The organism is Edaphobacter sp. (assembly GCF_028283685.1).
Lineage (GTDB): Bacteria > Acidobacteriota > Terriglobia > Terriglobales > Acidobacteriaceae > Edaphobacter.
The window spans coordinates 71,210-94,828 of the sequence record NZ_JAPWKF010000007.1; the positions used below are offsets into that span (position 1 = coordinate 71,210).

10 protein-coding genes are annotated in these 23,619 nt (G+C 58.4%); 6 read left to right on the forward strand and 4 right to left on the reverse strand.

What is annotated here, in order from left to right; all coding sequences use genetic code 11:
* Positions 1-230 precede the first annotated feature (230 nt).
* The 3 genes from PW789_RS11225 to PW789_RS11235 all read left to right on the forward strand — a co-directional run bounded on the left by PW789_RS11225 (position 231) and on the right by PW789_RS11235 (position 6,456).
* On the forward strand, positions 231-1,625 hold the full coding sequence (locus PW789_RS11225) for a hypothetical protein (protein ID WP_299375988.1): 1,395 nt from the start codon (positions 231-233) through the stop codon (positions 1,623-1,625).
* A gap of 543 nt (positions 1,626-2,168) precedes the next feature.
* Positions 2,169-5,300 (forward strand): TonB-dependent receptor, encoded by a 3,132-nt coding sequence (locus PW789_RS11230; RefSeq protein WP_299375992.1) that lies wholly within the window; start codon positions 2,169-2,171, stop codon positions 5,298-5,300.
* Between the two features lie 112 nt (positions 5,301-5,412).
* Complete coding sequence (locus PW789_RS11235) at positions 5,413-6,456, forward strand: FtsX-like permease family protein (protein ID WP_299375995.1); 1,044 nt, start codon at positions 5,413-5,415, stop codon at positions 6,454-6,456.
* 279 nt (positions 6,457-6,735) lie between these two features.
* Here the strand turns inward: PW789_RS11235 and PW789_RS11240 are convergent, their stop codons facing one another.
* Positions 6,736-10,368 carry a carboxypeptidase-like regulatory domain-containing protein gene (locus PW789_RS11240; RefSeq protein ID WP_299375998.1) on the reverse strand — a complete coding sequence of 1,211 codons (3,633 nt, stop codon included), beginning with the start codon at positions 10,366-10,368 and terminating at the stop codon, positions 6,736-6,738.
* Between the two features lie 691 nt (positions 10,369-11,059).
* Here PW789_RS11240 and PW789_RS11245 point away from each other — a divergent pair.
* From PW789_RS11245 to PW789_RS11255, 3 genes are all read left to right on the forward strand, one after another.
* Complete coding sequence (locus PW789_RS11245; protein WP_299376001.1) at positions 11,060-14,557, forward strand: carboxypeptidase regulatory-like domain-containing protein; 3,498 nt, start codon at positions 11,060-11,062, stop codon at positions 14,555-14,557.
* A 99-nt stretch (positions 14,558-14,656) separates the two neighbouring features.
* Complete coding sequence (locus PW789_RS11250; protein WP_299376004.1) at positions 14,657-16,282, forward strand: glycoside hydrolase family 28 protein; 1,626 nt, start codon at positions 14,657-14,659, stop codon at positions 16,280-16,282.
* Between the two features lie 14 nt (positions 16,283-16,296).
* A complete protein-coding gene (locus PW789_RS11255; protein ID WP_299376007.1) occupies positions 16,297-19,797 on the forward strand; it encodes a DUF4450 domain-containing protein in 3,501 nt (1,166 codons plus the stop codon).
* On the opposite strand, the gene PW789_RS11260 is transcribed toward PW789_RS11255, so the two are convergent.
* The 3 genes from PW789_RS11260 to PW789_RS11270 all read right to left on the reverse strand — a co-directional run bounded on the left by PW789_RS11260 (position 19,794) and on the right by PW789_RS11270 (position 23,496).
* Positions 19,794-21,392, reverse strand: coding sequence for an acido-empty-quinoprotein group A (locus tag PW789_RS11260; RefSeq protein WP_299376011.1), 1,599 nt, complete (start codon positions 21,390-21,392; stop codon positions 19,794-19,796). The genes PW789_RS11255 and PW789_RS11260 overlap by 4 nt on opposite strands.
* Entirely contained in the window at positions 21,389-22,477 is a 1,089-nt protein-coding gene (locus PW789_RS11265; RefSeq protein ID WP_299376015.1) for a cytochrome C, read from the reverse strand. Before PW789_RS11265 ends, PW789_RS11260 begins: the two co-directional genes overlap by 4 nt.
* A 116-nt stretch (positions 22,478-22,593) precedes the next feature.
* Positions 22,594-23,496 (reverse strand): sugar phosphate isomerase/epimerase, encoded by a 903-nt coding sequence (locus tag PW789_RS11270; RefSeq protein WP_299376018.1) that lies wholly within the window; start codon positions 23,494-23,496, stop codon positions 22,594-22,596.
* Positions 23,497-23,619: the final 123 nt, after the last annotated feature.

Sequence of the window (23,619 nt, forward strand, 5' to 3'; positions counted from 1 at the left end):
AAGAAGTTTGCTGAGGCGCAAGGCATCTTTCCCACATCTGGCGGCCCGGCGGTGTGCGAGCTCACTCTCGAGAGGTCGCCGCTGCATTCGATTCCAGTCCAGCCTCTCTCTATCTTCGAACAGTGCCCCTTTGAACTGTCAACGTTCTGCGGGAACGGTGCAGGTGCAGTGCTGTATTATGGCTGCTCTGAGACGCGTCAATGACCCGTTGTCGTTGACCAGTTCGTAACGTGGATCAGATTCGAGGTGCTGCGGTGCTTGCCATAAAAAACGAAATTGACACCATTGGCGAAGAGCCCGAGAAAGACGGACAAAACTCCTCCGAATACATCAAAGAAGTGCTGACTTCCATCCTGCAGAGCCCCGGCTTCAGAGACAGTCCACAGCTGCAGAACTTGCTGCAATACGTCGTCTACGAAGTGATCAAAGGGAATGAAGATGCTCTCAAGGAGAGAATTATCGGGATGAACGTCTTTGGCCGACGTCCCGACTACGACACGACGGACGATCCGATCGTTAGATCCCGGATGGGGCTGCTCCGGAAACGGCTCGCAAAGTATGACGAGGGGGATGAGGGCAAGCACGCTCCAGTCCAGATCGTGATCCCCAGTGGCACCTACCGCCCATCTTTCGTATTTCGGACGGCCGCCAAGAATCCAGGAACGAAAACCGTTCTCGTTGAAACAAAGACGCCTTCGCTTTCCAGTGCGGCCTCTGAGATCGCACCCGATAGCCCCCAAACGCAGGCAGGCATGGTTCGACGGATTGGCCTGGCTGCTGTCATTCCGTGGGCGCCCGGGTGGGACCGACGTTTTAAGATTTTCACCATCGCATCCGCCGCCATGCTCCTTCTCCTTGGAACGTGGTGGTTCTTCCTGCGATCCTCGCAGAGTGAGCTCAATCTGCTATGGGCGCCGATCCTGAAAAGCAAGCAGCCGATCTATGTCTACACCGGGACGATTCCGGTCTTTGAAGAGGCATCTCCTTTCGATGAAGCAACATCGCCGGAAGATCGGACCTCGCCGGTGCGCGTGCCCGAACCACCATCGGTGGATGCACCGGGGACAGGCCCAAACCGTGTTTTCTCATGGGGTGAGGGAATGCTTACGGGTTCCGTCTATGCCGATATACGATTAGCCGCATTTTTAAGTGGGCGCAATCGAACTCCGATCATGCGCTCCGGTGCGAACCTTCCCTATATGGATTTGAAGGGATCCCCTCTCATCCTCGTTGGCTCCTTTGATAACTATTGGACACGGGTGATGAATGAAAGCCTCCCATTTTACCTGGATCGCGGCTTCGGGATTCGCGAGCGAGGGGGGACCCACCGGCGGTGGTTTAATCCTCTGAAAGCAGAGATGACACCGAGGATGATGGAAGATTACGCTCTCGTCTTTCGAATCATGAACTCGAAAAACGAAGCGCCGGTACTGGCTGTCGTGGGCCTTTCCACATGCGGGACGCACGCTGCAGCGAATTTCGTTACCGATCCGGTGCAAATGCGAGCACTGTCAGGCGTTCCCCGTGGCGCCCTCATGAACAAGAACATCGAGCTTGTTCTCCACGCCTCCTTGGTGAACTGCGCGCCCACCTCGGTAGAGGTCATTGCAAGCAAGATCTGGTAATGCCTTCTGCGGCTCCACAGTATAAAGGAGTCGCAATGTGTGCAACGCCTTCGTCTCTGAGGCGAAAAGAGATCTGCTCCCTGAAAACTTCCCCACGAGCGCCTTGCCGCGGCACTGTCGCGTAAGGCCCTTCGGTAAGCAGGCGACTCCTCGCTGCTAGAGTGCCGATGGGACTGCAGTGCACTGCCTTAATACTGCGGCGCACTAACGTGGTGTTACCGCGCATAATCACGCGGCAAGTCATCACGGGAGCATTGGTTACGATTTCTCCGATAACTGTGCGTACTGCACCACACCTGCACCATACCTGCGGATCATTGACAGCCAATCCAACCGAACCGTAGCACTTGTGAGGTTTGTAATCACATGCTTCATGATTCGTGTCATTTCAGGGGGTAGGACGTGAGATCGAAGTTGCTCATTCAAAGCTTGCGACTCAGGAGCGCAGAGAAGAATGGAACGGCACAAACGGCGGGTCGAACCCACCGAAAAGCGACGCTTCCAGGCTATATTCTCCCCGCACTGCTTTCAATCATCATCCTAATGTCGGTTGTTCCTCAACCGCAGGCATTTGCGCAGACAAACCTCGCCAGCATCACAGGAACGGTGACTGACAGCACCGGCGCCGCACTTCCAAATGTCAGCATCAACATCCTGAACACAGAAACCACAGCAGTGCGTATCGCCACGACGGACGCAAACGGATTCTATACGGCCCCCTCATTGAATGTCGGCTCATACCGGATCACGGCAACAGCGGCCGGATTCAATAAGGCAGTCGTTTCGGCGTCGCTGACTTTGGGCGGTCTCAACCTTGACGTTCACATGAAGGTAGGAAATATTTCGGAAGAGATCGCGGTAAACGGATCGTCCGGATCAGTAGCTCTCCAGACGGACAGTCATGAATTGTCCACATCCGTGGACAGTGTGCAACTGACGATGCTACCAAATAGTGGCCGCAGCCTTCTCAGCATTGCCACGCTGGGCCCGGCTGCACAGAACGGCACGGATTCTAATACTTCGGCTGGCGACCAGAGCTTTTTTGGTCAGACCGGCAACTCAGTCATCCTCGCCGGTCTAGGCCCCAATCAGACACAGTTTCTGCAGGACGGAATCGATAACACAAACCTTCTCACGCAGACCGCAAATATCGTCGCCTCTGTTGAGGCCGCCAAAGAGGTGTCCACTCTCTACAGCAACGCTCCCGCCACCTTCCGGCAACCCGCGATCGTCAACGTTATTACCAAGAGCGGCTCCAACGACTTTCATGGAACCGTGTATGACTTCCTGCAAAATGATGCTGCAAACGCGAAAAACTGGTATGCGACATCGAAGGCGCCTCTGCGATACAACCTCTTCGGTGGCAACCTGGGCGGCCCGATCTTCCGAAACAAGCTCTTCGGTTTCTTCGATTACTCCGGCCTGCGGAGTCATTCGTCTGGACTCTCGCAGAATCGTGTTCCAACAGCAGCAGAGCGCCAGGGAGATTTCTCAGCTGACCCGGTCATCTACGATCCCTCAACGTACGATGTTGCAACCGGCACGTCCAATCCATTTCCGAACAACAAGCTGCCGGCTATCAACCCATTCGCCCAGCTATGGCTGCAAAATTATCCGCTCCCGAATATGGCGCTCAACGCGAACAATGTGAACTATCAGGTGAACCTTCCCTCCATTAGCAACTATGACGAATACCTCGGCCGTGTCGATTGGAACGTTTCCAAAAAGAACCAGGTCTTTGGAACGGTAGCCAGCTACAGTAGCTCCGGCGGTGGAAACAGCATCGTTCCAGGATTTTTTGGCATCAGCATTCCGCTAAAAGGCACCAATGCTTCCATCACGGACACTTATATTCTGAATGACCACGTCGTCAATGCCGTGAAGATTGGTTACAACCGCAGCAATCTGTTTCGTACACAGCAAGGAACCGGTGCGAACAACTACGCGGCTTATTACGGACTGAAGAATCTTAACCCGTTGCTCGCGCAATCGACACCACCTGCGATCTCTGTCTCGAACTACACCTCGCTCGGTGATCCATACTCTCCTCAAGGCGCCATCCAAAACCGTTATCAGTTCGCGGACCAGGTCACCTGGACACGCGGAAACCATACGTTCAGCTTCGGCGGTGAATTCATTCGGGTCCAATTCAACGGAAGCTGGGTCGTCACGAACAACGGCAATTACGGTTTCGACGGATCCGCGACATCCCAGTACGTCTCCGGAAAGCGCAGCTCGACCAATCAGGGGAATGCATTAGCCGATCTCGAACTCGGCTTCCCTGTCAGCGGTAGCGGTCTGACGGGTACCTCTGCCGGGTCGTTCCGCGAATTCGATGTCTCCGGATTCGTTCAGGACGACTGGAGAGCAACTCCCCGCCTGACCCTGAATTTCGGGTTGCGGTACGACTACGTCAATCCCCCAACCGACAAGAATGGACGCGGTGCACTCTACGTGCTGGCAGCAAATGCGAACCGGCCCGGTGCCTGGAATGCGAACTACAACGATTGGGGCCCACGAGTCGGTTTCTCTTATAAGGCGACAGATCATCTTGCTATTCGCGGCGGTTATGGCATTTACTACGCGCCGATCTTATACAACAATCTTCAGTTCATGCTTTTGTACTCGCCGAATGTGGTGGCCCAGAGCTATAACCTGAACATCCAATCGCCGCAGAATATACAGAACCTATTTCAGGCCAATCCACCATCAGTTCCCGGCCAAGGCGGTTACTCCATCACCCCAACCCTTAAGGACACATCAACGCAGGAATGGAACCTAAACATCGAGCGAACCCTTGGTAGCAGCACGATGCTCACGGTACAGTACCTCGGCAACGTCACCCGGCACCAGTCTGCTCGCGCTGATCTCAATCAGCCGATCGCTCTCTCTGCGGGGAATACATCTGGGAAGCTCGACGTTCGTCCTTATCCCAGCGCGGGTCCCATTGACGGCCAGCTCAACGCCTTCAGCGCGAACTACAACGCATTGGGTGTCAAGTTCGATCGAAGACTCTCCAAGGATCTCCAACTTCTCGTCAGTTATACCTGGCAGAAGGCGATGGACAACGTGGACGGCGACAACAATAACATCCAGTCGATCTACACCCCTCAGCTGACCTACGGTCCGGCAAGCTTCAATCGTAGTCACGACCTCAACATCAGTCCGATTTACTTCCTACCCTTCGGACCCGGTAAACGGTTCGCAAACTCGAACAATATATTCAATCGTGAGCTAATTGGAGGTTGGGAACTATCGGGCCTTCAGTACGTTGCATCCGGCCAACCAATCAGCGTGACCGCGAATAACAACGCGGATACAAGCCCGAACCATGGTGTTTACGCAAATCTCACCTGCAATCCTATGCATGGATTCCAGCGCACGCGCTTCAACATCTTCAATCCTGCCTGTTTTGCGCAACCTGCAGCGGGCCAATACGGCACCACGCGGACAGTTGGCTCGCAACCTCGAATTTTCTCCACGAACCTTTCCGTCTTGAAGAACTTCGCCATCAGAGAGCATCAGCTCCAATTCCGTGCAGAAGCGTATAACCTCTTCAACCATCCACTCTTCAGCACCGGCGGCGGCGGAGTAACCTCTCCGACACTTGGCGTGGCAACTTCGCAGTCAAATAGTCCGAGGTCGATGCAGTTCGGCCTCAGGTACTCGTTCTGACATTGTCTCGATGAAGACTTTGCGCGCCTGGCGATACATCGTCTCGGCGCGCACGTAATCTTCTCTGCCATCTAGACGCTGCCGAGGTTAGTGCTTTTTCGCGGCCTTCCTTATGCTCTCTTCAGCGGCTCCCCAAGCCGATGCCCTCGGCTACAAAGACGCGGATCCTCGCCTCAATGCTCTCTACCAACAGATTGAAACTCGTGTCGGTGCGCTGCCCAACGTCAAGGCCGCTAGCTTCTCCGCCTTCACCTTTCGCGAGGGCAGTTGGAGCTCTTCCTTTCTTGTCCCCGGAATGCCCAACAATGAAAACGTTACGGTGCATCATAATATCGTCGGCAACGGCTACTTCAAGACCATGCAGATCCCGCTCATCGCAGGACGCACCTTTTCCGCCACCGATACCGCAACTTCGCAACGTGTAGCCGTCATCAGTGAGAACATCGCAAAGACGCTCATCCCTCCCGGCAATCCCATCGGCCGCCATATCCACATCAAAAACAACGATCCGGAGAATGAGTACGAAATCATCGGCATCGTCAAAGACGCAAAATTCGAGAGTCTGCAGGAGCGGACCGAGAACGTCAACTATCTCTCCTACGTCCAGCAACCATGGACCTTCGGAGACTTCGAGGTCCGTTACAACGGCGATTTCAGCGACGTTTCCTCCTCAGTCCAGCAGGCGATCAAGTCGATCAACCATAATGTGCGCATCTCGCACGTCACCACACTCGATGAGCAGGTCTCGCGTTCGATGACGAACCAGCGTCTGCTCGCGCAGCTCTCGGCCTTCTTTGGCCTGCTCGCTGTCTTCCTCTCCGCCATCGGCATCTACGGCCTCATGTCCTATCTGGTCAGCCGCCGCACCAATGAGATCGGAATCCGCATGGCCTTGGGCGCCGCCAGATCGAACGTAAGCTGGCTGGTCATGCGCGAAATTCTGCTCATGGTGGTTATCGGTATCGCCATCGGTATCCCCGTGGCTGTCGCGGGAGACCGTCTCGTGGCAAACATGGTCTTCGGAATCAAAGGCACCGATCCGCTGAGCCTCACCGTGGCCGTAGTGCTTCTGCTCCTGGTCGCCTCGATGTCCGGATACTTCCCCGCAAAAAGAGCATCGAGAATCGACCCCATGGAGGCTCTGCGCTACGAGTAATGAATACAGACTCGACCGTCAAACCGACGGTCAACTAAGCTACGCACGGATCAGGATGTTACCCAGCGTACTAGCTGCAAGCCACACCACCTCTGGCTGTAAACCGTGTCTCTTATTTGCTCTTGTAACGGAAGTGCTGAGTACGCTCAGGAGGAAGAGACTCCACTCCGAGCTTGCGCAACCGTGAAGCGAAGGATGCCCCGGCAACTCGATTCCACCGAAGGCAGCCTCGCTTCCCTGTCGCTCTATCCCAATATCCCAGCAGCTCAACCAGTGTGATTAGAAGTTGAACTTGCCAGCAAACTGCCAGTCGCGAGCGCTGTTATTTTGCTTGGTAACCTTGCCGAACGCGCTCAGGTTAGATAAGGATGTCCCCAGTCCTCCAAACTGAGTATGGTTCGTTACATTGAATGCATCGGCCTGAAACGTAAATTTCAGATTCTCCCAGATGGGAAACTCTCGCTTTAGCCCTGCATCCAGGTCATAGCTCCCAATGTTGTAAAGGTGATAGGGCGCATTTCTGTCGGCATTGCCAAAGTTATACCCCCCATTGCCGGGTGTCGCGATGAACGCGTTCGGATCGATATAAGAAACATTGTTGACGGTTGTCGCCGTCAGCCCCTTGCCGATACTCCCGTTGACACGCACGGGGCCGGTGAATGCCGGGTTATAGCTGGGGTAGCAGCTTCCCGGAGTCTGGCAGTTCACACCACTGATGGTCAGCGGAGCGCCCGATGTCTTCGAGAAGATAAACGAGAGCTTCCATCCGCCTGTCAGGGCACGCACAATAAAATGCTGACCGCCAGGTTGATCCCGCTGCCCAAAAGGCAAGGAGTACACGCCGAAGATGTGCAGGTTATTTGGAACATTGTTCGAACTGACGGAGCGATCAATTCTGTTGGCTTCAACGGTCCCACGCCCCCCATCGATCACATTGGATGGGATCGCGTAACCGCTGCGAGAACCGGAGATATCATCAATCGTCTTCGCAAATGTGTAGTTCAGCGTAAAGCTCAGCCCATGCCACTCGCGTTGTGCCAGAGAGATCTGCAGTGCGTTGTAGCTGCTGTTTCCAACATCACCATAGGTATCGGTCACGGCCGAATACTGCGGAAATGGCTTCAACATCTGACCAAGATTTGCAGTCGGCCCTCCATAGTTGGGATACGGAAGACCGATCCCCGGCAGAATTGCCTGGGCCTCTTGCAAATAGGTCTTGCCGGTCGCTTTATCGACATTGTTCGGCAATTGCTTCAAAAGAGAGCCGAGTGCCTGGTACTGCGGTGCAAGTTGATTGTTGTAGTGGCCGCGCAAACCCGCAATCAGGAAATGGCCCTGATTGCCAGCGTAATCGACACTCAACGTCAGCGATTTCGTCAGCAGATGTTGCAGGCCAAAGTTCCAGCTGACCGCATATGGCGGACGACCCGAGAGATATGGATCTGCGTAGCTCGCCGAACTTGCGACGACAGCCGCTCCGTTACCGGCGATATAGCTTCCGGCGTTGGCGCTCGCCGACTGATTGATCGTCGTCGAATACGCGGGCAAACTGGTATTCCCCAATGCAGGATTCAGGAAGAAAGCTGGCTGCTCGCCCTGATTCGAGGAAGAGAAGGCAGGACTGATGGTCAGGCCAACCTGGCCTGTTCCGTTATAGTTTCCTGCGCTTGATCCACCGACACCGCCACTGTGGGTATACATGATCGAGAACGCTCCGCGGATGACGTCTTTCGAACTGGCCTGGTACGCAAAACCCAACCGTGGGCCCAGGTTCTTGTACCAGGTGTTCACAGTCGTCTTGCAGTTACAGGTTCCATCCCCATGCCCATAGTAGAAAATTGCTCCTGGCGAACCCGTCGCAGGATTCGCCAGCGTGGGGTTGAACCCGGACCAGCGGTTCTCGCTCTCTGTGAACGGCGTGTAGAGGTCCCAACGCAGACCAAGATTAAGCGTGAGATTTTTCGTAACCTTGAAATCGTCCTGCAGATACGGTGAAAACGCTTTATACCTGGCGCCCAGCGTAGAGAAGTTCTGAATATATAAGGACGTTGAGTCCACGGCTCCCATCAGGAAGCTGGCAAAGGCCAGGCCGCTCTTCACATTGATATTGCCGTTTGTAAAGCCCGCAGTCGAGTAATTCGTGTACGTAAAGGTGAGAGGCTTTGAAGCACTATCTGCGGACGACTGATTGAATTGCAGCCACTGAAACGTGCCGCCAAACGTAATCGAATGACGCCCACGGATCCACTGAAACTCGTCGCCAACCGTGTAGGTGTTGACGGCCTCATGCTGTCCTGTTGGCGCGGAGAAGCCTGTCGGATTATCCACTCCTCCGGAGAAGGTCGCCCCCGGAAACGTCGTGGAAGCCTGTCCTGCCGGGAGATTGCCGATCCCCAGATTGGCGGCCGTGTCGTCCGTTCCATCGGTCAGATTCTGAATCGGCGTCGCAAAACGCGTGTACCCATAGCGAAACTGGTTGACTGCGTGTGGTGTGAATGTATATGTGTGCTTGAAGATATCGGTCGTCGTCCGCTCATCCACATGCGTGCAGTTGGTGTAAGGATGCGGCAGAACCGAAGTCGAGCCATAATCGCAGGGGACGAACGTTTTATCGCCCGAGGTCGAGATCAGCGAGATCTGTTGCTTATCGCTGATCGTGTAGTCCAGGCGCCCCGTAAATCCCCATACGTTATTTCCAACCGGACGACCATAGAGGTAGTTGTTCGTCAGAGCCGAGTTCGAGACCGGGGGAAGATTCTTCTCCATCGCCTGGGCAATCGAAGAGATTCTCGACGCAGGAATCACATTGCGCGTCGCTATGCCATTCTTCTGCCCCATGAATTGATAGACACATGGAACCCCGCCGCTTGCAGCGGTGCAGGACGCTGCCGTAGAAGGATCGTAGATGTTGTATCCGGTGGCAGCACTGTAGGCTGAAAAGTCACCATTCCGGGCATCGTTGGTAGGAATGGTCTGCAGCGATGGGTTCGCAACACCCGTGTAATGATAGCGATCGTAATTCACAAAGAAGAAGAGTTTGTTCTTCTTGATCGGTCCCCCTATAGACAGGGAGAGTTCATTCTGGTGCTCCGGGTTCTTCTTCGTTGGCAACGCGCTCGTACCATCGGCCCGCACAACCGGAGCCCATGGCTGAAAGTAACCCCAGCTGTCGAAGAGCGTATTCCGGAAGAACGCGTACGCATTGCCGTGAAACTGGTTGGTGCCTTGCTTGATGGAGAAATTCTCTACGCCAATGCCCTGATACTGCGCCGAAGAGCCGCTGGTCTGCACCTGGAACTGATCGACGGCTTCGATCGACAAGTTCTGGTTCAGCTTTCGATTGTCTCCCTGCGAATCAACCGTGGTTTGGGGAACGCCCTCGACATACATCTCATTGGAGTTGCCCGATCCCACACCGTTGAAGATGCCCGATCGTCCTCCACTTTGAACACCAGGCATCAGGCTGGTGAATGCCGTCGGATCGCGCGGCGTTCCGCTGGTCATTTGAATCGGCAGCTCGGAGTAGGTCTTGTTCTCCATCACGGCCCCCAGGGTGGCATTGGTGGTTTGTAACGCAGGGGGCGCCGTCGAAACTGTAACCATGTCCGTCACGCTGCCGACCACAAGCTGGGGATTGAGCCCAACCGTCTGCAGCGCATTTACCGTGATGTTCTCTTGCTTATAACCCTGAAAGCCCTGAACGTTGATTACGATCGTGTACTGCCCGGGCGTCAGTGGCGAGATAACGTAATACCCCGTGCCTGTTGTCTTGCGCACGGTTGAGACGTGCGTGCTGTTCTCCATCGCCGTCACAGTCGCACCGGCAATCGCCGCTCCTGAATTGTCCGTCACGGTTCCGGAGATGGCCCCCTGGCCTGCAATCTGTCCTTGAAGATCCGAAGCAATGAGCACTACGCATAGACACAACAAAGAACAGAAAAACACACGCAGATCCCTGAAATACATTTAGGCCGTCCCTCGCAAATAAAGTTTCTATAGATAGATCATTCCAATAGCGCACAAATCCTAAGAACGCCTCCTTGCAACTGTCAATAGAAAAACAATTTCAGGAATAAAATAAATGTCGACCTCGATCGACTATTCGCGCTGCCCGAGCAACGTTAGCGCTGACTATGCCCAATTGTTAGAGGTCCATCCACTACCTCGTCATGGGACGCCGTTGGGACACAGATCCATAGGCCATGGCGGATTGAAATCCCGGAGCAGCCATCTCATCTAATTTCGGCAGATGCCTCGGCTTACTCCTTCCAAATCCTTGTTTCCTGGCCTTGACAACTGTTTCCTATCAGGACTAATTTCATTCGGGAATTATTTTTCTTATCTATGGAAGTTTATTTCCGCTTAGCAGCTACCGCCCTGCGACCATCCCTCCATATAGCTTGAGGATTGAAACAGGTGTTTGATACGTTTCCTGGTCAGACCACTTGACCATCAAAAAGTACAAGCAACTCACGCAGTCGACGGCCTGCAAATTCTCTTGAGGTCTTCTTGAATGCAAGCATCATCTGAGTCGAAAGTTGTGCTCCTCAACGCACACATGTCTTCAGCGTTTTGTACCCGGCATCTCCTCCGATTTCTTGTCATGCTGCTGACGCTGACCGCGCTTGGTCATCGCCTTCTTCTAGCCCAGGAGTTCCGCGGCACCATCAGCGGCACAGTCACCGATACGTCCGGCGCCATCATTCCGCAGGCCGTTGTCACCGTTCGTGAGACCCAGACCGGAGCTGTCTCGAAGCTCACGACCAACGACGCCGGAGCCTACAGCGCCCCCTCGCTGGCCCCCGGCTCCTACGAGGTCCGCGTCGAATCCAAGGGCTTCCAGCCCTACGTCCGCCAGGGCATCACCATTAACGCCGGGGCTCACCCCCAGATCGACATCCACCTCACCGCGGGCGACGTCTCCACCGAGATCGTCGTCAACTCCGACGCCGCCATGGTCGACACCACCAACGCCGCCATCGGCACCAGCATCGGCACCAAAGAGGTCCAGGACCTGCCGCAGAACGGACGCACCCCTGTCGTGCTCGCGCAGCTGGCGCTCGGTGTCTCCAGCACCCAGCCGCAGCAGCAGGTTCGCCCCTTCGATAACGGCGGAGCCGCCTCCATCACCATCGCCGGTGCAAAGAACCAGACCACCGAAACTCTGCTCGACGGCTCGCCCGACACCGACAGCCAGCTCAAGGTCGCCTACAGCCCTCCGCAGGACGTCGTGCAGGAAGTTAAGGTCTACGCCTTCCAGGTCGACGCAGCCTACGGTCACTCCGGCGGCGGCATCGTGAACCAGGTCACCAAGGGTGGCACCAACGCCTTCCACGGCTCAGCCTACGAGTACAACCAGACCGCCGCGCTGACCGCCAACAACTACTTCAGCAACCGCACCGGCACACCTAAGCCCAACACGCACTACAACCAGTACGGCCTCTCCTTCGGCGGCCCGGTACGAATCCCCAAGGTCTTCGACGGCCGCGATAAGGTCTTCTTCCAGTTCGGTTACGAGGGCATCCGCGACTCGCAGCCTTCCAGCGGCTATCTTCACGTGCCGACCATGGCTGAACGCACCGGCGACTTCTCCGATCTGCTCACCGCCGGAGGATCGCAGTACACCATCTACGATCCCTCCACCGCACGCACCGTCAACGGAGCCGTCGTCCGCACGCCCTTCGCCGGAAACAGGCTGCCCTCCGTCAACCCCATCGCTGCCGCCGCGCTGAAGTACTACCCCGCTCCGAACGTCGCAGGCGCCAACGCCCTAACGCTCAACAACTACTTCAATAACTTCGCCAGCACCGACACCTACGACAACCAATTCGGCCGCATGGACTTCAACATCGGCACGCGCAACAAGCTCTTCTTCGACATCCGCCACAACAGCCGCCTGCAGTCCACGTCGAACTACTTCGGCAACGCCGCCACCGGCGCCCAACTGTCCCGCACCAACTGGGGAGCCGTCGTCGACGACGTGCACACCTTCAACGCCACCACCGTCGGCAATCTCCGCTTCAACTGGACCCGCTACGCCGCCCTCACCTCCGGTCCCAGCCAGGGAACCGATCCCTCCACGCTGAACTTCCCGTCCTCACTCTCCGACGGCGCAAACATCCTGCAGGTCCCCAGCATGGCCTTCAGTGCCACCTCGGCCTGCAACAAGACCGGCAGCTCGGTCACCACCTACGCCTGCCTCTTCACCCCCAACAACACGCCCAATGCGAACTGGAACGACAGCTTCCACATCTTCGCTTCGGTCACCAAGATCATCGGCAACCACGCTCTGAAGTTCGGTGCCGACGCTCGCGAGTACCGCGTCTACAACACCTCCTACGGCTATCCCACCGGGCAGTTCGTCTTCGGCTCGAACTTCACGCAGGCGTCCAGCACCTCGGCAGCCGCGCCCTTCGGTCAGGACCTCGCTGCCTTCGAGCTCGGCCTGCCCACCTCGGGCGGCATCGATCGCAACGTCTTCACCGCAACCTGGACCCGTTACGTCGCCGGCTTTGTGCAGGATGACTGGCGCATCACGCCCACCTTCACCCTGAACGCCGGCCTTCGCTTCGATCACGACTTCCCGATGCGCGAGCGCGACAACCGTGCGATCGCCAGATTCGATCCCACTCTGACCACCCCGCTCACCGCCGCCGCCGTCGGCAACTACAACGCCAGCCCGATTCCGCAGATTCCCGCCGGACAGTTCCAGGTTCCGGGTGGTGTCGTCTACGCCAGCGACGCGCGTCGCCAGCTCTACAACACCAACTCCTATACCTTCAGCCCGCGCCTCGGCTTCGCATGGACGCCGGACATGTACCACGGCAACACAACCATCTCGGGTGGCTTCTCCATCTTCGTCTTCCCCATCCAGAACATGGCCACACCCAACAGCGCGGGCTTCAGTCAGAACACGCCCTACGTCTCCACCAACGACAACTATGCCACCACGGCGTCCACGCTCGACAACCCCTTCCCCAACGGCCTCATCCAGGCCAGGGGCGCAGCAGGCGGAGCAGCCACCAACCAGGGACTCGCTGTCGGCACCTATAACCAGAATCAGCGCAACGGCTACTCCGAGCGCTGGGCGCTCTCAGTGCAGCAGCAGCTTGATCCCAACACCGTCTTCCAGCTCGCCTACATCGGCGCGCACTACCTCAAGCTGCAGGTCAGCAGCCAGTACATGAACCCGATTCCGCTGCAGTACCTCAGCAAGAGCCCGGTGCGCGATGCCAACGTCGTCTCCCTGCTCACGCAGACAGTCAGCAATCCCTTCAGAGGCCTGCTGCCGGGAACCACGCTCAACGGAGCCACCATCGCCCGAGGCCAGCTGCTGACCGCGTATCCGCAGTATCCGATCAACGGTCTCACCCTGCAGAACGTGAACAACGGCAGCCAGAACTACAACAGCCTGAATGCCCGCGTACAGCACCGTCTCTCGCACGGCCTCTCGGCCATCGTGAACTACACCTGGTCCAAGAACATCGAGCAGGTCACGCGGCTCAACGATGCTGACGTCAAGTACGAGCGCCGCGTCTCCAGCTTTGACTACACCAACAAGCTGAGCCTCGCGACCGTCTACACCCTGCCGTTCTCTGTGACAGGAGGCGACAGCTTCACCGGACACATCGCGCATGCTCTCCTCGGAGGCTGGGCCGTCAGCGGCGTCTACACTCTGCAGTCCGGCGCTCCCATTACATGGGGCAATCTCATCTCTTACGGCGGCGACCTCGGCTGGAATCCCCGCCAGACAACACCAAACGTCACAGCCTTCGACACGACGAAGTTCGACCGCGTCGCCGCCGACCAGCCCTCGGTCTCGGTCAACGGCGTCACGCTGCAGACCAACGTCCGCACCTTCCCCTCCACCTTCTCGAAATATCGCTCCGACAGGACCAACAACCTCGACACCTCCGTCGCCCGCCAGATGAAGATCCGTGACACCTTCACCGGCGAGCTTCGTCTGGAGGCCTTCAACACCCTCAACCGTGCACAGTTCAGCTCGCCGAACGTGACTCCCACCTCCACCGCATTCGGCCAGATCAGCGCGCAGGCCAACAATCCTCGCGTCCTTCAGATCTCCGCACACATCCGCTTCTAACACTCGAAAGGCGACCGCCTCACTCCTCGGACGGTCGCCTCTTTTTCTACCTGAAGTCACTCTCTTTACCTTCTTTGAAGTAGCCCTGGAGATACCCCTTTGAGTTCGAGCCGCCGAGAGATCCTCCGCCTGAGTGCCTTCAGCGCCGCCGCTGCCGGTCTCACTCCCGCCAGCGCCTACGGCGCGGCCTCCGCCCCTCTCCACGGCCATCCCGCCGAGACCTTCGACGTCCGCCGCTTCGGCGCCACCGGCAACGGCACCACCATCGATTCGCCCGCCATCAATCGCGCCATCGAAGCCGCCGCCAGCGCCGGTGGAGGAACCATCCGCTTCCCTGCAGGCACCTACGCCAGCTACTCCATCCGCCTCAAGAGCAACATCGCTCTCTTTCTCGAGCCCGGCGCAACGCTCCTGGCCGCCAGCGTGCCCGACCAGGGCACCACCACCGGAGGCTACGACGCCGCAGAGCCAAATCCGTGGGAACAGTATCAGGACTTCGGCCATTCGCACTGGCACAACTCGCTCATATGGGGCGAAGGTCTCAGCAACATCGCCATCCTCGGCACCGGACTCATCGATGGCAAAGGCCTCTCCGTCGGCCGCAAAAAAGAGCCGCCCCTTGCCGAGCTGCCCGGCGTCGGCAACAAGGCCATTGCACTCAAAAACTGCCACAACGTCGTGCTGCGCGACATCTCCATCCTGCGCGGCGGACACTTCGGCGTCCTCGCCACCGGCGTCGACAATCTCACCATCGACAATCTAAAGATCGACACCATGCGCGACGGCATCGACGTCGACTGCTGCCACAACGTGCGCATCACCAACTGCATCGTCAACTCGCCCTGGGACGACGGCATCTGCCCCAAGAGCTCCTTCGCGCTCGGCTACGCCCGCACCACCGAGAACGTCACCATCTCCAACTGCTACGTCACCGGCAACTACAAGCTCGGAGCCATGCTCGACGGCAGCTATCAGCACTTCGCTCCCGGCGAACACGGCGCGCCCACCGGACGCATCAAGCTCGGCACCGAATCCGCCGGCGGCTTCAGGAACATCACCATCTCCAACTGCGTCTTCGACCAGTGCGCAGGCTTCGCGCTCGAAAGCGTCGACGGAGCTATCGTCGAGAACATCACCTTCACTGGCATCGCGATGAACGAGTGCGCCAACTCCGTCCTTTTGCTGCGCCTCGGCAGCCGCCTGCGCGCTCCTGCCGGAAGACCGGTCGGCGTGCTGCGCCGCGTTCTTATCAGCGATGTGGTCAGTACCAACTGCGCCTCACGCGTCGCCTCTACCATCAGCGGCATCCCGGGCTACAACATCGAAGACATCCAGCTCCACAATCTCTATCTGCACCACATCGGCGGCGGCACCTCCGAGACCGCAGCGCTGGTCCCCGCGGAGAAGGAAAACTCCTATCCCTCCTCCGGCATGTTCGGCGCGCTTCCCGCCCACGGCTTCTTCATCCGCCACGCACGCAACCTTGAATTCTCCAACATCGAGATCGCCAGCGAGCATCCCGATCAGCGCCCCGCCTTCTGGCTCAACGACGTCGAGGACGTCGACTTCTTCCGCATCAAAACCCCGCGCACCGGAAGCCCCGTCGTCTTCGACCTCCGCTCCGTGAAAGACTTCCAGCTGGGCCGCAGCCGCGATCTCGTCGACCTCTCTCTCAACACCGTCGACAAGCGCACGATCGAGCGAGTCGTGAAGCAGCCGTCGTAGGAGTCAATGATTCAATGAGTCCTGATCCGCACTGGAGCCGTCGGCAGTTCCTTCTACACAGCGCAGCGGCAGCAGCACTCTCCTCTAATCGCCTGCTCCTCTCGCAGGCAGCCAGGCCGCAGTCCGCAGCGGCTTCTCCGGAGGAGATTCTGGGCGACGTGCGGCCCCTGTTGCACGGAAACACCGCTCTCCCCCTGCGCTACCAGCCGGTCAATCGCGGCTTTGTCATCCGCAATGGTTCCGAGTTCTTCAACCGCCCGCTCTACGGCGCCAACATCGCCTTCCGCGTCGACGCAGGCGACCGCCCCGAGTTCTCTCTCTACCTGCCGGGACACGGCGGCAACCTGCGCCTCGCCGTATCCATCGGCGAGACTTCCTTCTGGCTGCACCAGGCCGAAGAGATCGTCGCCACCTACCGCGACGGCCTCATGCACTACCGCATCGCCGACCCGCACCTCCACGGCGGCTCCATCGAGGTGCAGAGCTTCACCGTCGGCAATGGCTCAGGACTCCAGCTGATCGTCACACCCACGCAGCTTCCCCCTGAAGCGCGCCTTCTCTGCGCCTTCGGAGGCGTCAGCGGACGCAGAGGAAAGCGCGGCGGCGACATCGGCTGCGAATCCGAGCCAGTCGCGCAGTTCTTCCAGCTTCGCCCCGAAGAGTGCACCGGCAACATCTACACCGTCTCCGCGCCGTCGCCCGTGTCACCCGTCGCCGTTCGCGTCCAGGCCCACGCCGCAACGCTCGATCTCTCCCTGCCTCCTGGCACGCAGACACGCATCGCCGACGCCACGAACTGGAACACGCCTCCTGAAACACTGTGGCGCAGCGCTACCGAGACAACGCCGAAGCTCCCCATCCTGCTCGCCTCGACAGTCCCCGATCAGCCGCTGCATCTTCATCTCTTTCGCGTAGATGTCCCCCACTCCACCGCACCTCTTACTCCACTGCAGGCACTCGCGCAGAACCAGCTCCAGACCGAAGCCGCGACGCGCATCGCCACGCTGGCCGAGACCGCGCACCGTCTCCAGGCCAGCACACCCGACGCCTTCATCGACGCCGCGGCCTCCGCGCTCTCCACCGCCTCCGACGCTCTATGGGACGAGGCCGCAGGCTGCGTCATGCACGGCGCCGTTGCGTGGCGTGTTCCGCTCGCCGGCTGGCGCGGCCCCTACTGCCTCAGCTCACTCGGATGGCACGAGCGCTTCCAGCGCCACAGCCGCCACTGGCTCGCCCGCCAGAACATATCCCCAGTCACAACCACAGGCCCAGTCGCGACCGGCCATCCCGATCCCGGATCACATCTGGCCCGCACCGAAAACCTGCTGCACAGCCAGGGCGACCTCTCGCACAACCACTACGACATGAACCTGGTCTTCTTCGACGCGCTGATTCGTCATCTGCGCTGGACCGGAGACCGCAACCTCGCTCGCGAGGCATGGCCCGCCCTGCAGCGTCACCTCGCATGGGAGCAGCGGCTCTTTCGCCGCGCCTACCAGCACAACGGAGACGAGCTTCCTCTCTACGAGGCCTACGCCGCCATCTGGGCCAGCGACAACCTGCAGTACAACGGCGGAGGCGTCGCCCACTCCACCGCCTACAACCTCTTCGCGCACGAAGCCGCAGCGCATCTGGCGACATTGCTCGGCGAAGATGCCGCGCCATACGCAGCAGAGGCCACTCTTATTCGCAGAGCGCTCACCACGCTTCTCTGGATCGCTCCCACCGGCTCCATCGGAGAATCGAAGGACATCCTCGCGCAGCAGACCGTCTACACCTCGCCCGCGCTGTGGACCGTCTATCACACCATCGACTCCGAGGCCGTCACGCCGCTCGAGGCATGGCAGATGGCCGCCGAGCGTCTATACACTCTGCCCCATGTTCCGGTGCACGGCGCAGACGTCCCCTCCGAGCAGCTCTTTCAACTCGCCTGCTCCGACTGGCTGCCGTACATCTGGTCACTCAACCTACTTCTGCTGGCCGAGAACATGCACTTCGCCCTCGCTCTCTGGCAGGCAGGCGACGCAGACAACGCCTACCGCATCTTCAAAGGCAATCTGCTGGACAGCCTCTTCCAGGGACTCTCACCCGGCAACTTCCACATGACCTCCCCGCTCGACGTCCATCGCCAGGAGGCGCAGCGCGACTTCGGCGATCCCATCGGCATCTCCTCGCGCGCCTTCGTCGAAGGTCTCTTCGGCGTCCAGCCCAACCTGCTCTCGAACACCATCGTCCTCCGCCCCGGCTTCCCATCGCACTGGAGCCACGCCTCGCTCCATCACATCGACTTCGATCTCGCATGGCAGCGCAGCAACTCCACGGAGACACTGCACTTCACCAGCCGTCTTCAAGAATCCGTTCCCGTCACCCTGCTGCTTCGTGCGCCGCGCACCGGAACCCCACGTGTGCATCTTGATGGAAAACCCATCGCCGCAATCTGGCTCGAAGACGCCATCGGAGCCCCCACGCTCAAGATCGTCTGCCCCGCCAGCCGCAGCCTTGCCGTCGAAATCGTCTGGGCGGGAGCCCCCGCACCTGCCATCCCCCAGCACCAGAGCTACCCCCTGCATGCACCGCTGCATCTTCCAGCAGGCATCAGCCTCAGCGCCATCCACGATCCTCAGCACTGCCTGCGCAACGGTCATGCCGTCTCCCCCGGCGTGCACACCATCTTCGCCCGCATGCACCACGGCTCCTGCCGCTGGCTGCTGCCCATCACCTTCACCGCCGCCGCTGCACCGCTCTCCGCCGCTCCGTTAGCTCTTACTGCCGGAGAGCGCATCGAGCCGCTCGACCTCACGCCGCATCTTCAGCATCATCTCCGCCAGATCTTTCAGCGTGACTACGACTCTCCGCGCTCCAGCTTCTGTTCGCTGTCGATCCCACGCCAGGGCATCGGCGCCTGGGCCGCCTTCGACACGCAGCCCGTCATCGACGACAGCGGCCTGCGCTCCCTGCCCGGCGAACTCACCACGCCGCAGGGGCTTCGCTTCCGCATTCCCGCGCACGACGCCCCCAACTGCCGCTTCCTCTCGCTCTGGCAACAGGACGACGCCTCGCTGCAGCTCTCGCTCGAGGGCAGCGCCACCGCGCTGCATCTCCTTCTCACCGGCTCCACCTTCCCACAGACCAGCCGCATGACGCACGCCACCGTCACCGTGCACTACGCCAGCGGCGAACCCGCGACGCTGGCGTTACGCAACCCCGAGACATGGTGGCCCATCGAGCAGGACTATCTCTTCGACGACTACCTCTTCACCAACGATGCTCCGCTTCCCACGCGCGTCGATCTGCGAACAGCCAAAGTCCGCATACTCGATCGCCCCGCATTCAAAGGCAAGGGCACGAAGGTCGAAGGAGGAGCAGCGACCATTCTCTCCCTGCCACTCGATTCTCAGCGTGAGTTACGTTCCCTGGAGATCAAGGTAGAGCTTTACGGCCCCGTGCTTGCACTCATCGCACTCTCACTAACACGCTCTCAATCAGAACTCCGCGCTGCTTCCGCTAAGGATTAGTTCATGACGAAGGCAAACAACTTGTCGCCTGCGCCAACAAGCAGGTACTGGTGGCCGTCAAGCTCATAAGTGATCGGGCCATTGGACAGGCCGGTGCTTAGGTTGACGTGCCATAGAGGTTTGCCGGTAGTCGCATCGAGTGCGACAAGATTGTTGTTCGGATCGCCCGCAAACACAAGATTGCCAGCAGTGCTGAGCAGCCCACCTTTGTTGCCCGGCGTCTCCCACTTGTGGCTCCACTTAATTTTTCCGGTGCGGTAATCTAGGGCCTGCAGCATCGCCTGAGACCAGTTGCCGGTCTGACGGCCACCCCAGCCTTCCGGCTTGTCGCTGTCGTCGTAGATGTAGAACATCGAATACGAGTGCGTGGCGTTCACGTAGAACAGTCCCGTTGCCGGACTGAACGTCGGCGGCTCCCAGTTCACTCCGCCGGAGGCATCTGGCGCAACCAACACTCCGGGAATCTGCGGCTCCTTGGCAGCGTTAGGAATCGGCTGCCCCCTGGCATCCAGGCCCTTGGTCCAGTTCGTCTTCACAAACTCCGAACTGACATAGTTCTTCCCCGTCTCGCGATCCAACACAAAGAACCAACCGTTGCGACTTGCCTGTGCCAGCAACTTGTGCGGCTTGCCATCAATTTCGCCGTCGAACAGAACCGGTGTCTGCACTGCGTCCCAGTCGTGGGTGTCATGCGGCGACGGCTGAAAGTACCAGGCCATCTTCCCGGTGTCGGCATGGAGCGCCACGATGGACTCTGTATAAAGATTAGCGCCCTTGCGTCTACTGGCGGCGAGCACCGGTTGCGGATTTCCTGTGCCGATGTAAAGAAGATTCAGCTCCGGATCGTAGGTGGGCGAGATCCAGGTCATGCCGCCGCCATGCGCCATCGCATCGGCATCGGGCCACGTCTCAGACCCCGGCTCGCCCGGCTTGGGTACAACCGACCAGCGCCACTGCAGTGCACCAGTCTCCGGATCGTGCGCCTCGAGGAATCCAGGACGATCCAGATCGTCACCGCTGACACCGGTGATGACATGATTTTTTACCACCAGTGGAGCCACCGAAGCGTAATACATCTGGTCCAGGTCGCAGATGGACTGGCTCCAAAGCTTCTTGCCATCAGCTACGTTCAGCGCGACCAGGTTACAGTCCGGCGTCTCGAAGTACAAAGAATTGCCCGAGATGCCAACGCCGCGATTGCCAAGGTGAATGCCGCCCTTGGATGTCCACTCGTAATGCCACAATGTCCGGCTGGTGCGCGCGTCAATCGCCCACACGTGGTCCGGCACCGTGATGTAGATAACGCCATTCACGACTACCGGTGTGCCGGCAAGCCGCCGGACTACTCCTTCGCCCGCATTCGGCAGCTGGTATAGCCATGCAAGGCTCAGCGATTTCACATTCTTATCGTTGATCTGGTTCAGCGTGCTGAAACGTCGGCCGGAGTAATCTCCGTTGTAGGTCGGCCAGGAATCCGCTGTCGGGTGTAGTAGCGTCGCTGGATCGAGACCAGCGCCTGTCTGCTGCCCCGGGCCCGCGGCATGCATGGAAGCAACGCTGAACAAGGCAAGAAAGAGGGCCGAAAGAAACTTCATTGCAAGGTCTCCAGGTACGACACGACATCATGAATATCCTTGTCGGTGTATGTTTCGAGAAGTGCCTCATGACCGGCATAAGGATTGTGCTTCTCTACCTTGAGGTCGGGGCTGCGCTTGAAGCTGAAATATCGGCCTGTGGCGTCTCGCAGAGAGACATTGAAGTCGTCGATATTCAATGGCTCCCCGGTCACCGTTGTTCCTGAAGATGTTGTGACAGTAACCGTCGCTACACCATGTTGACGCGAAGCCGTACCCTGCTTGGTGATCGCGCGGTTCTCTGGGAACACGAACTTCTGCTGTAGCACAGGTGGATCATACTTGCTGGCGATGTGTGCCAGGTCGCCGGTTGCAGAGTGGCATCGTGTGCAGCCTCCAGCGCCTTCAAAGTAGAGCTCGCCTGCCTTGGCGTCGCCCACCAGGATATTCCCCACGTTGTTGTATGGGCCCGTGCGCAGCGTATCGCCGATCTGCTGATGCAGAAAGTGAGACAAGTTCACAACCTGATCCTTGGTCAGATCTACCGGCTTGGTACTGGGGTGTCCCTTCGCAAGGTACGGTCCGATCGTGCTGCCGTAGCGATCGTGCAGAACCAGCACCGACCGCACCAGGTCGGCGCCCCGGCTGCCACCGCGCGCGCGCGTTCCGTGGCAGGTGATGCACTGCGCAATATAGACCGTCCTGCCGAGCGCGGCGGCATCTTCATCGACGATCTGCTTGTCTTGGGAGCCCGCTTGATCGATCAGGCTGGGCTTGCGCGGAGCCTTCGTTTGCTTCGTCGCCGCTGTGCCTGCGCTGGTGTCGCCATTGAGAGGGAACGCCGTTGCGAGATAGCCTACGATCTCGTCGAACTCGTCATCAGTGACCTTTGCTCCGCGCCCGATCATGTCCGACACGGTAGCTCCCCACTGTTGCCGGGTCATCCTGCGTCCACTAAACATCTGCACGGCATGACAGCTTGAGCAGGCGCGCTGGACGGTTTCGCGGTGCGCACCTTCCGGTAGCGGAGAGCTTGGGGTTTGCCCCCAGGCAACCACGGACGCCAGACTAGCCGTCAGCAGAAGATAGCGACTGATCAATTGCATGGCGGACATCATATACATGACAAGCACCTTCAAACGAACAATACGGCGTCTGCGTTATGCGTGACAGCATACGATTCCTGCCCACTGAAATCGGAGTGCAGTGTAAGGATCGACCACTAAGCCTTGGAACGCATCTCACCGGACAGGATGAGAGCAAAGCGGCGTCGCATCTCTTTCAGGTAATCTGCGTCCCCGGAACTGAGTTCGAGCGTCGCCGTTCCCTGATAGCCAATCTCTTCCAGCGCTGCATGTACGGCAGTCCAGTCGATGTCGCCATCACCGGGAGATACCCAGCGAGCTACAGAGGTGCCGCTGGCCTTATCGCGCCGAAACGAAAAATCCTTGATGTGCAGCTTGACAATGCGCTTTCCTAACGTGCGAATCCAGTCCTGCGGGTAGCCGTAGAGTACGACGTTGCCCACGTCGAAGTACGCTCGTATATGCGGCGAGTTGTACTCGTCGATATAACGCGCAAACTCCAGCGGACTGAGCAGGAACTTGTTCCAGACTTCTTCCAGCCCAAGCGTTACGTTTAACTCTTCGGCCAGTGGGATCAGCTTGCGAATGTTTGCTTGCGAGCGTGTGTACGCATCCTTATACGACGTCTGGGGATTCACCACCCCCGGCACCAGGAGTACCGTCGAAGCTCCCCAGAGATGCGCATTTCGAATAGAAGTACGCGCGCCATCAAGGCTCTTCTCCACCACCGCAGGATCCGCAGAGGAAAACGGATACTTCCAGTGATCCATATTCATGACGGAGTGAATCGGTAGTCCGACCTTTTCCGAAGCGACCTTCATTGCCTCCGCATCGGCATGATCGGGTGTTGTGGGACACTCGATCTGCTCATAGCCGGAATCTTTGGCAAGCTGAAAACGTTGCAGGATCGACAGGCTCTCGGGCAGCATGTTGTACTCAACCGCCATGCGGATGGGTAGCATGTTCTTCGCTCGCAAGGGCACGGAGGACATCACGGTCATTGCGGCGGCATTCAGCATAAAGCTTCGACGATTCATCATGGATGGCAACGATAGTCACACTTTAAGACTTCGCAGACAATCGGAATCCACCGCGATGATCTGGAAAGTCGGGTTATAGAACTGAAGTCCTTCTTTAGAGCCTCTCTGCCATAACCACTGACA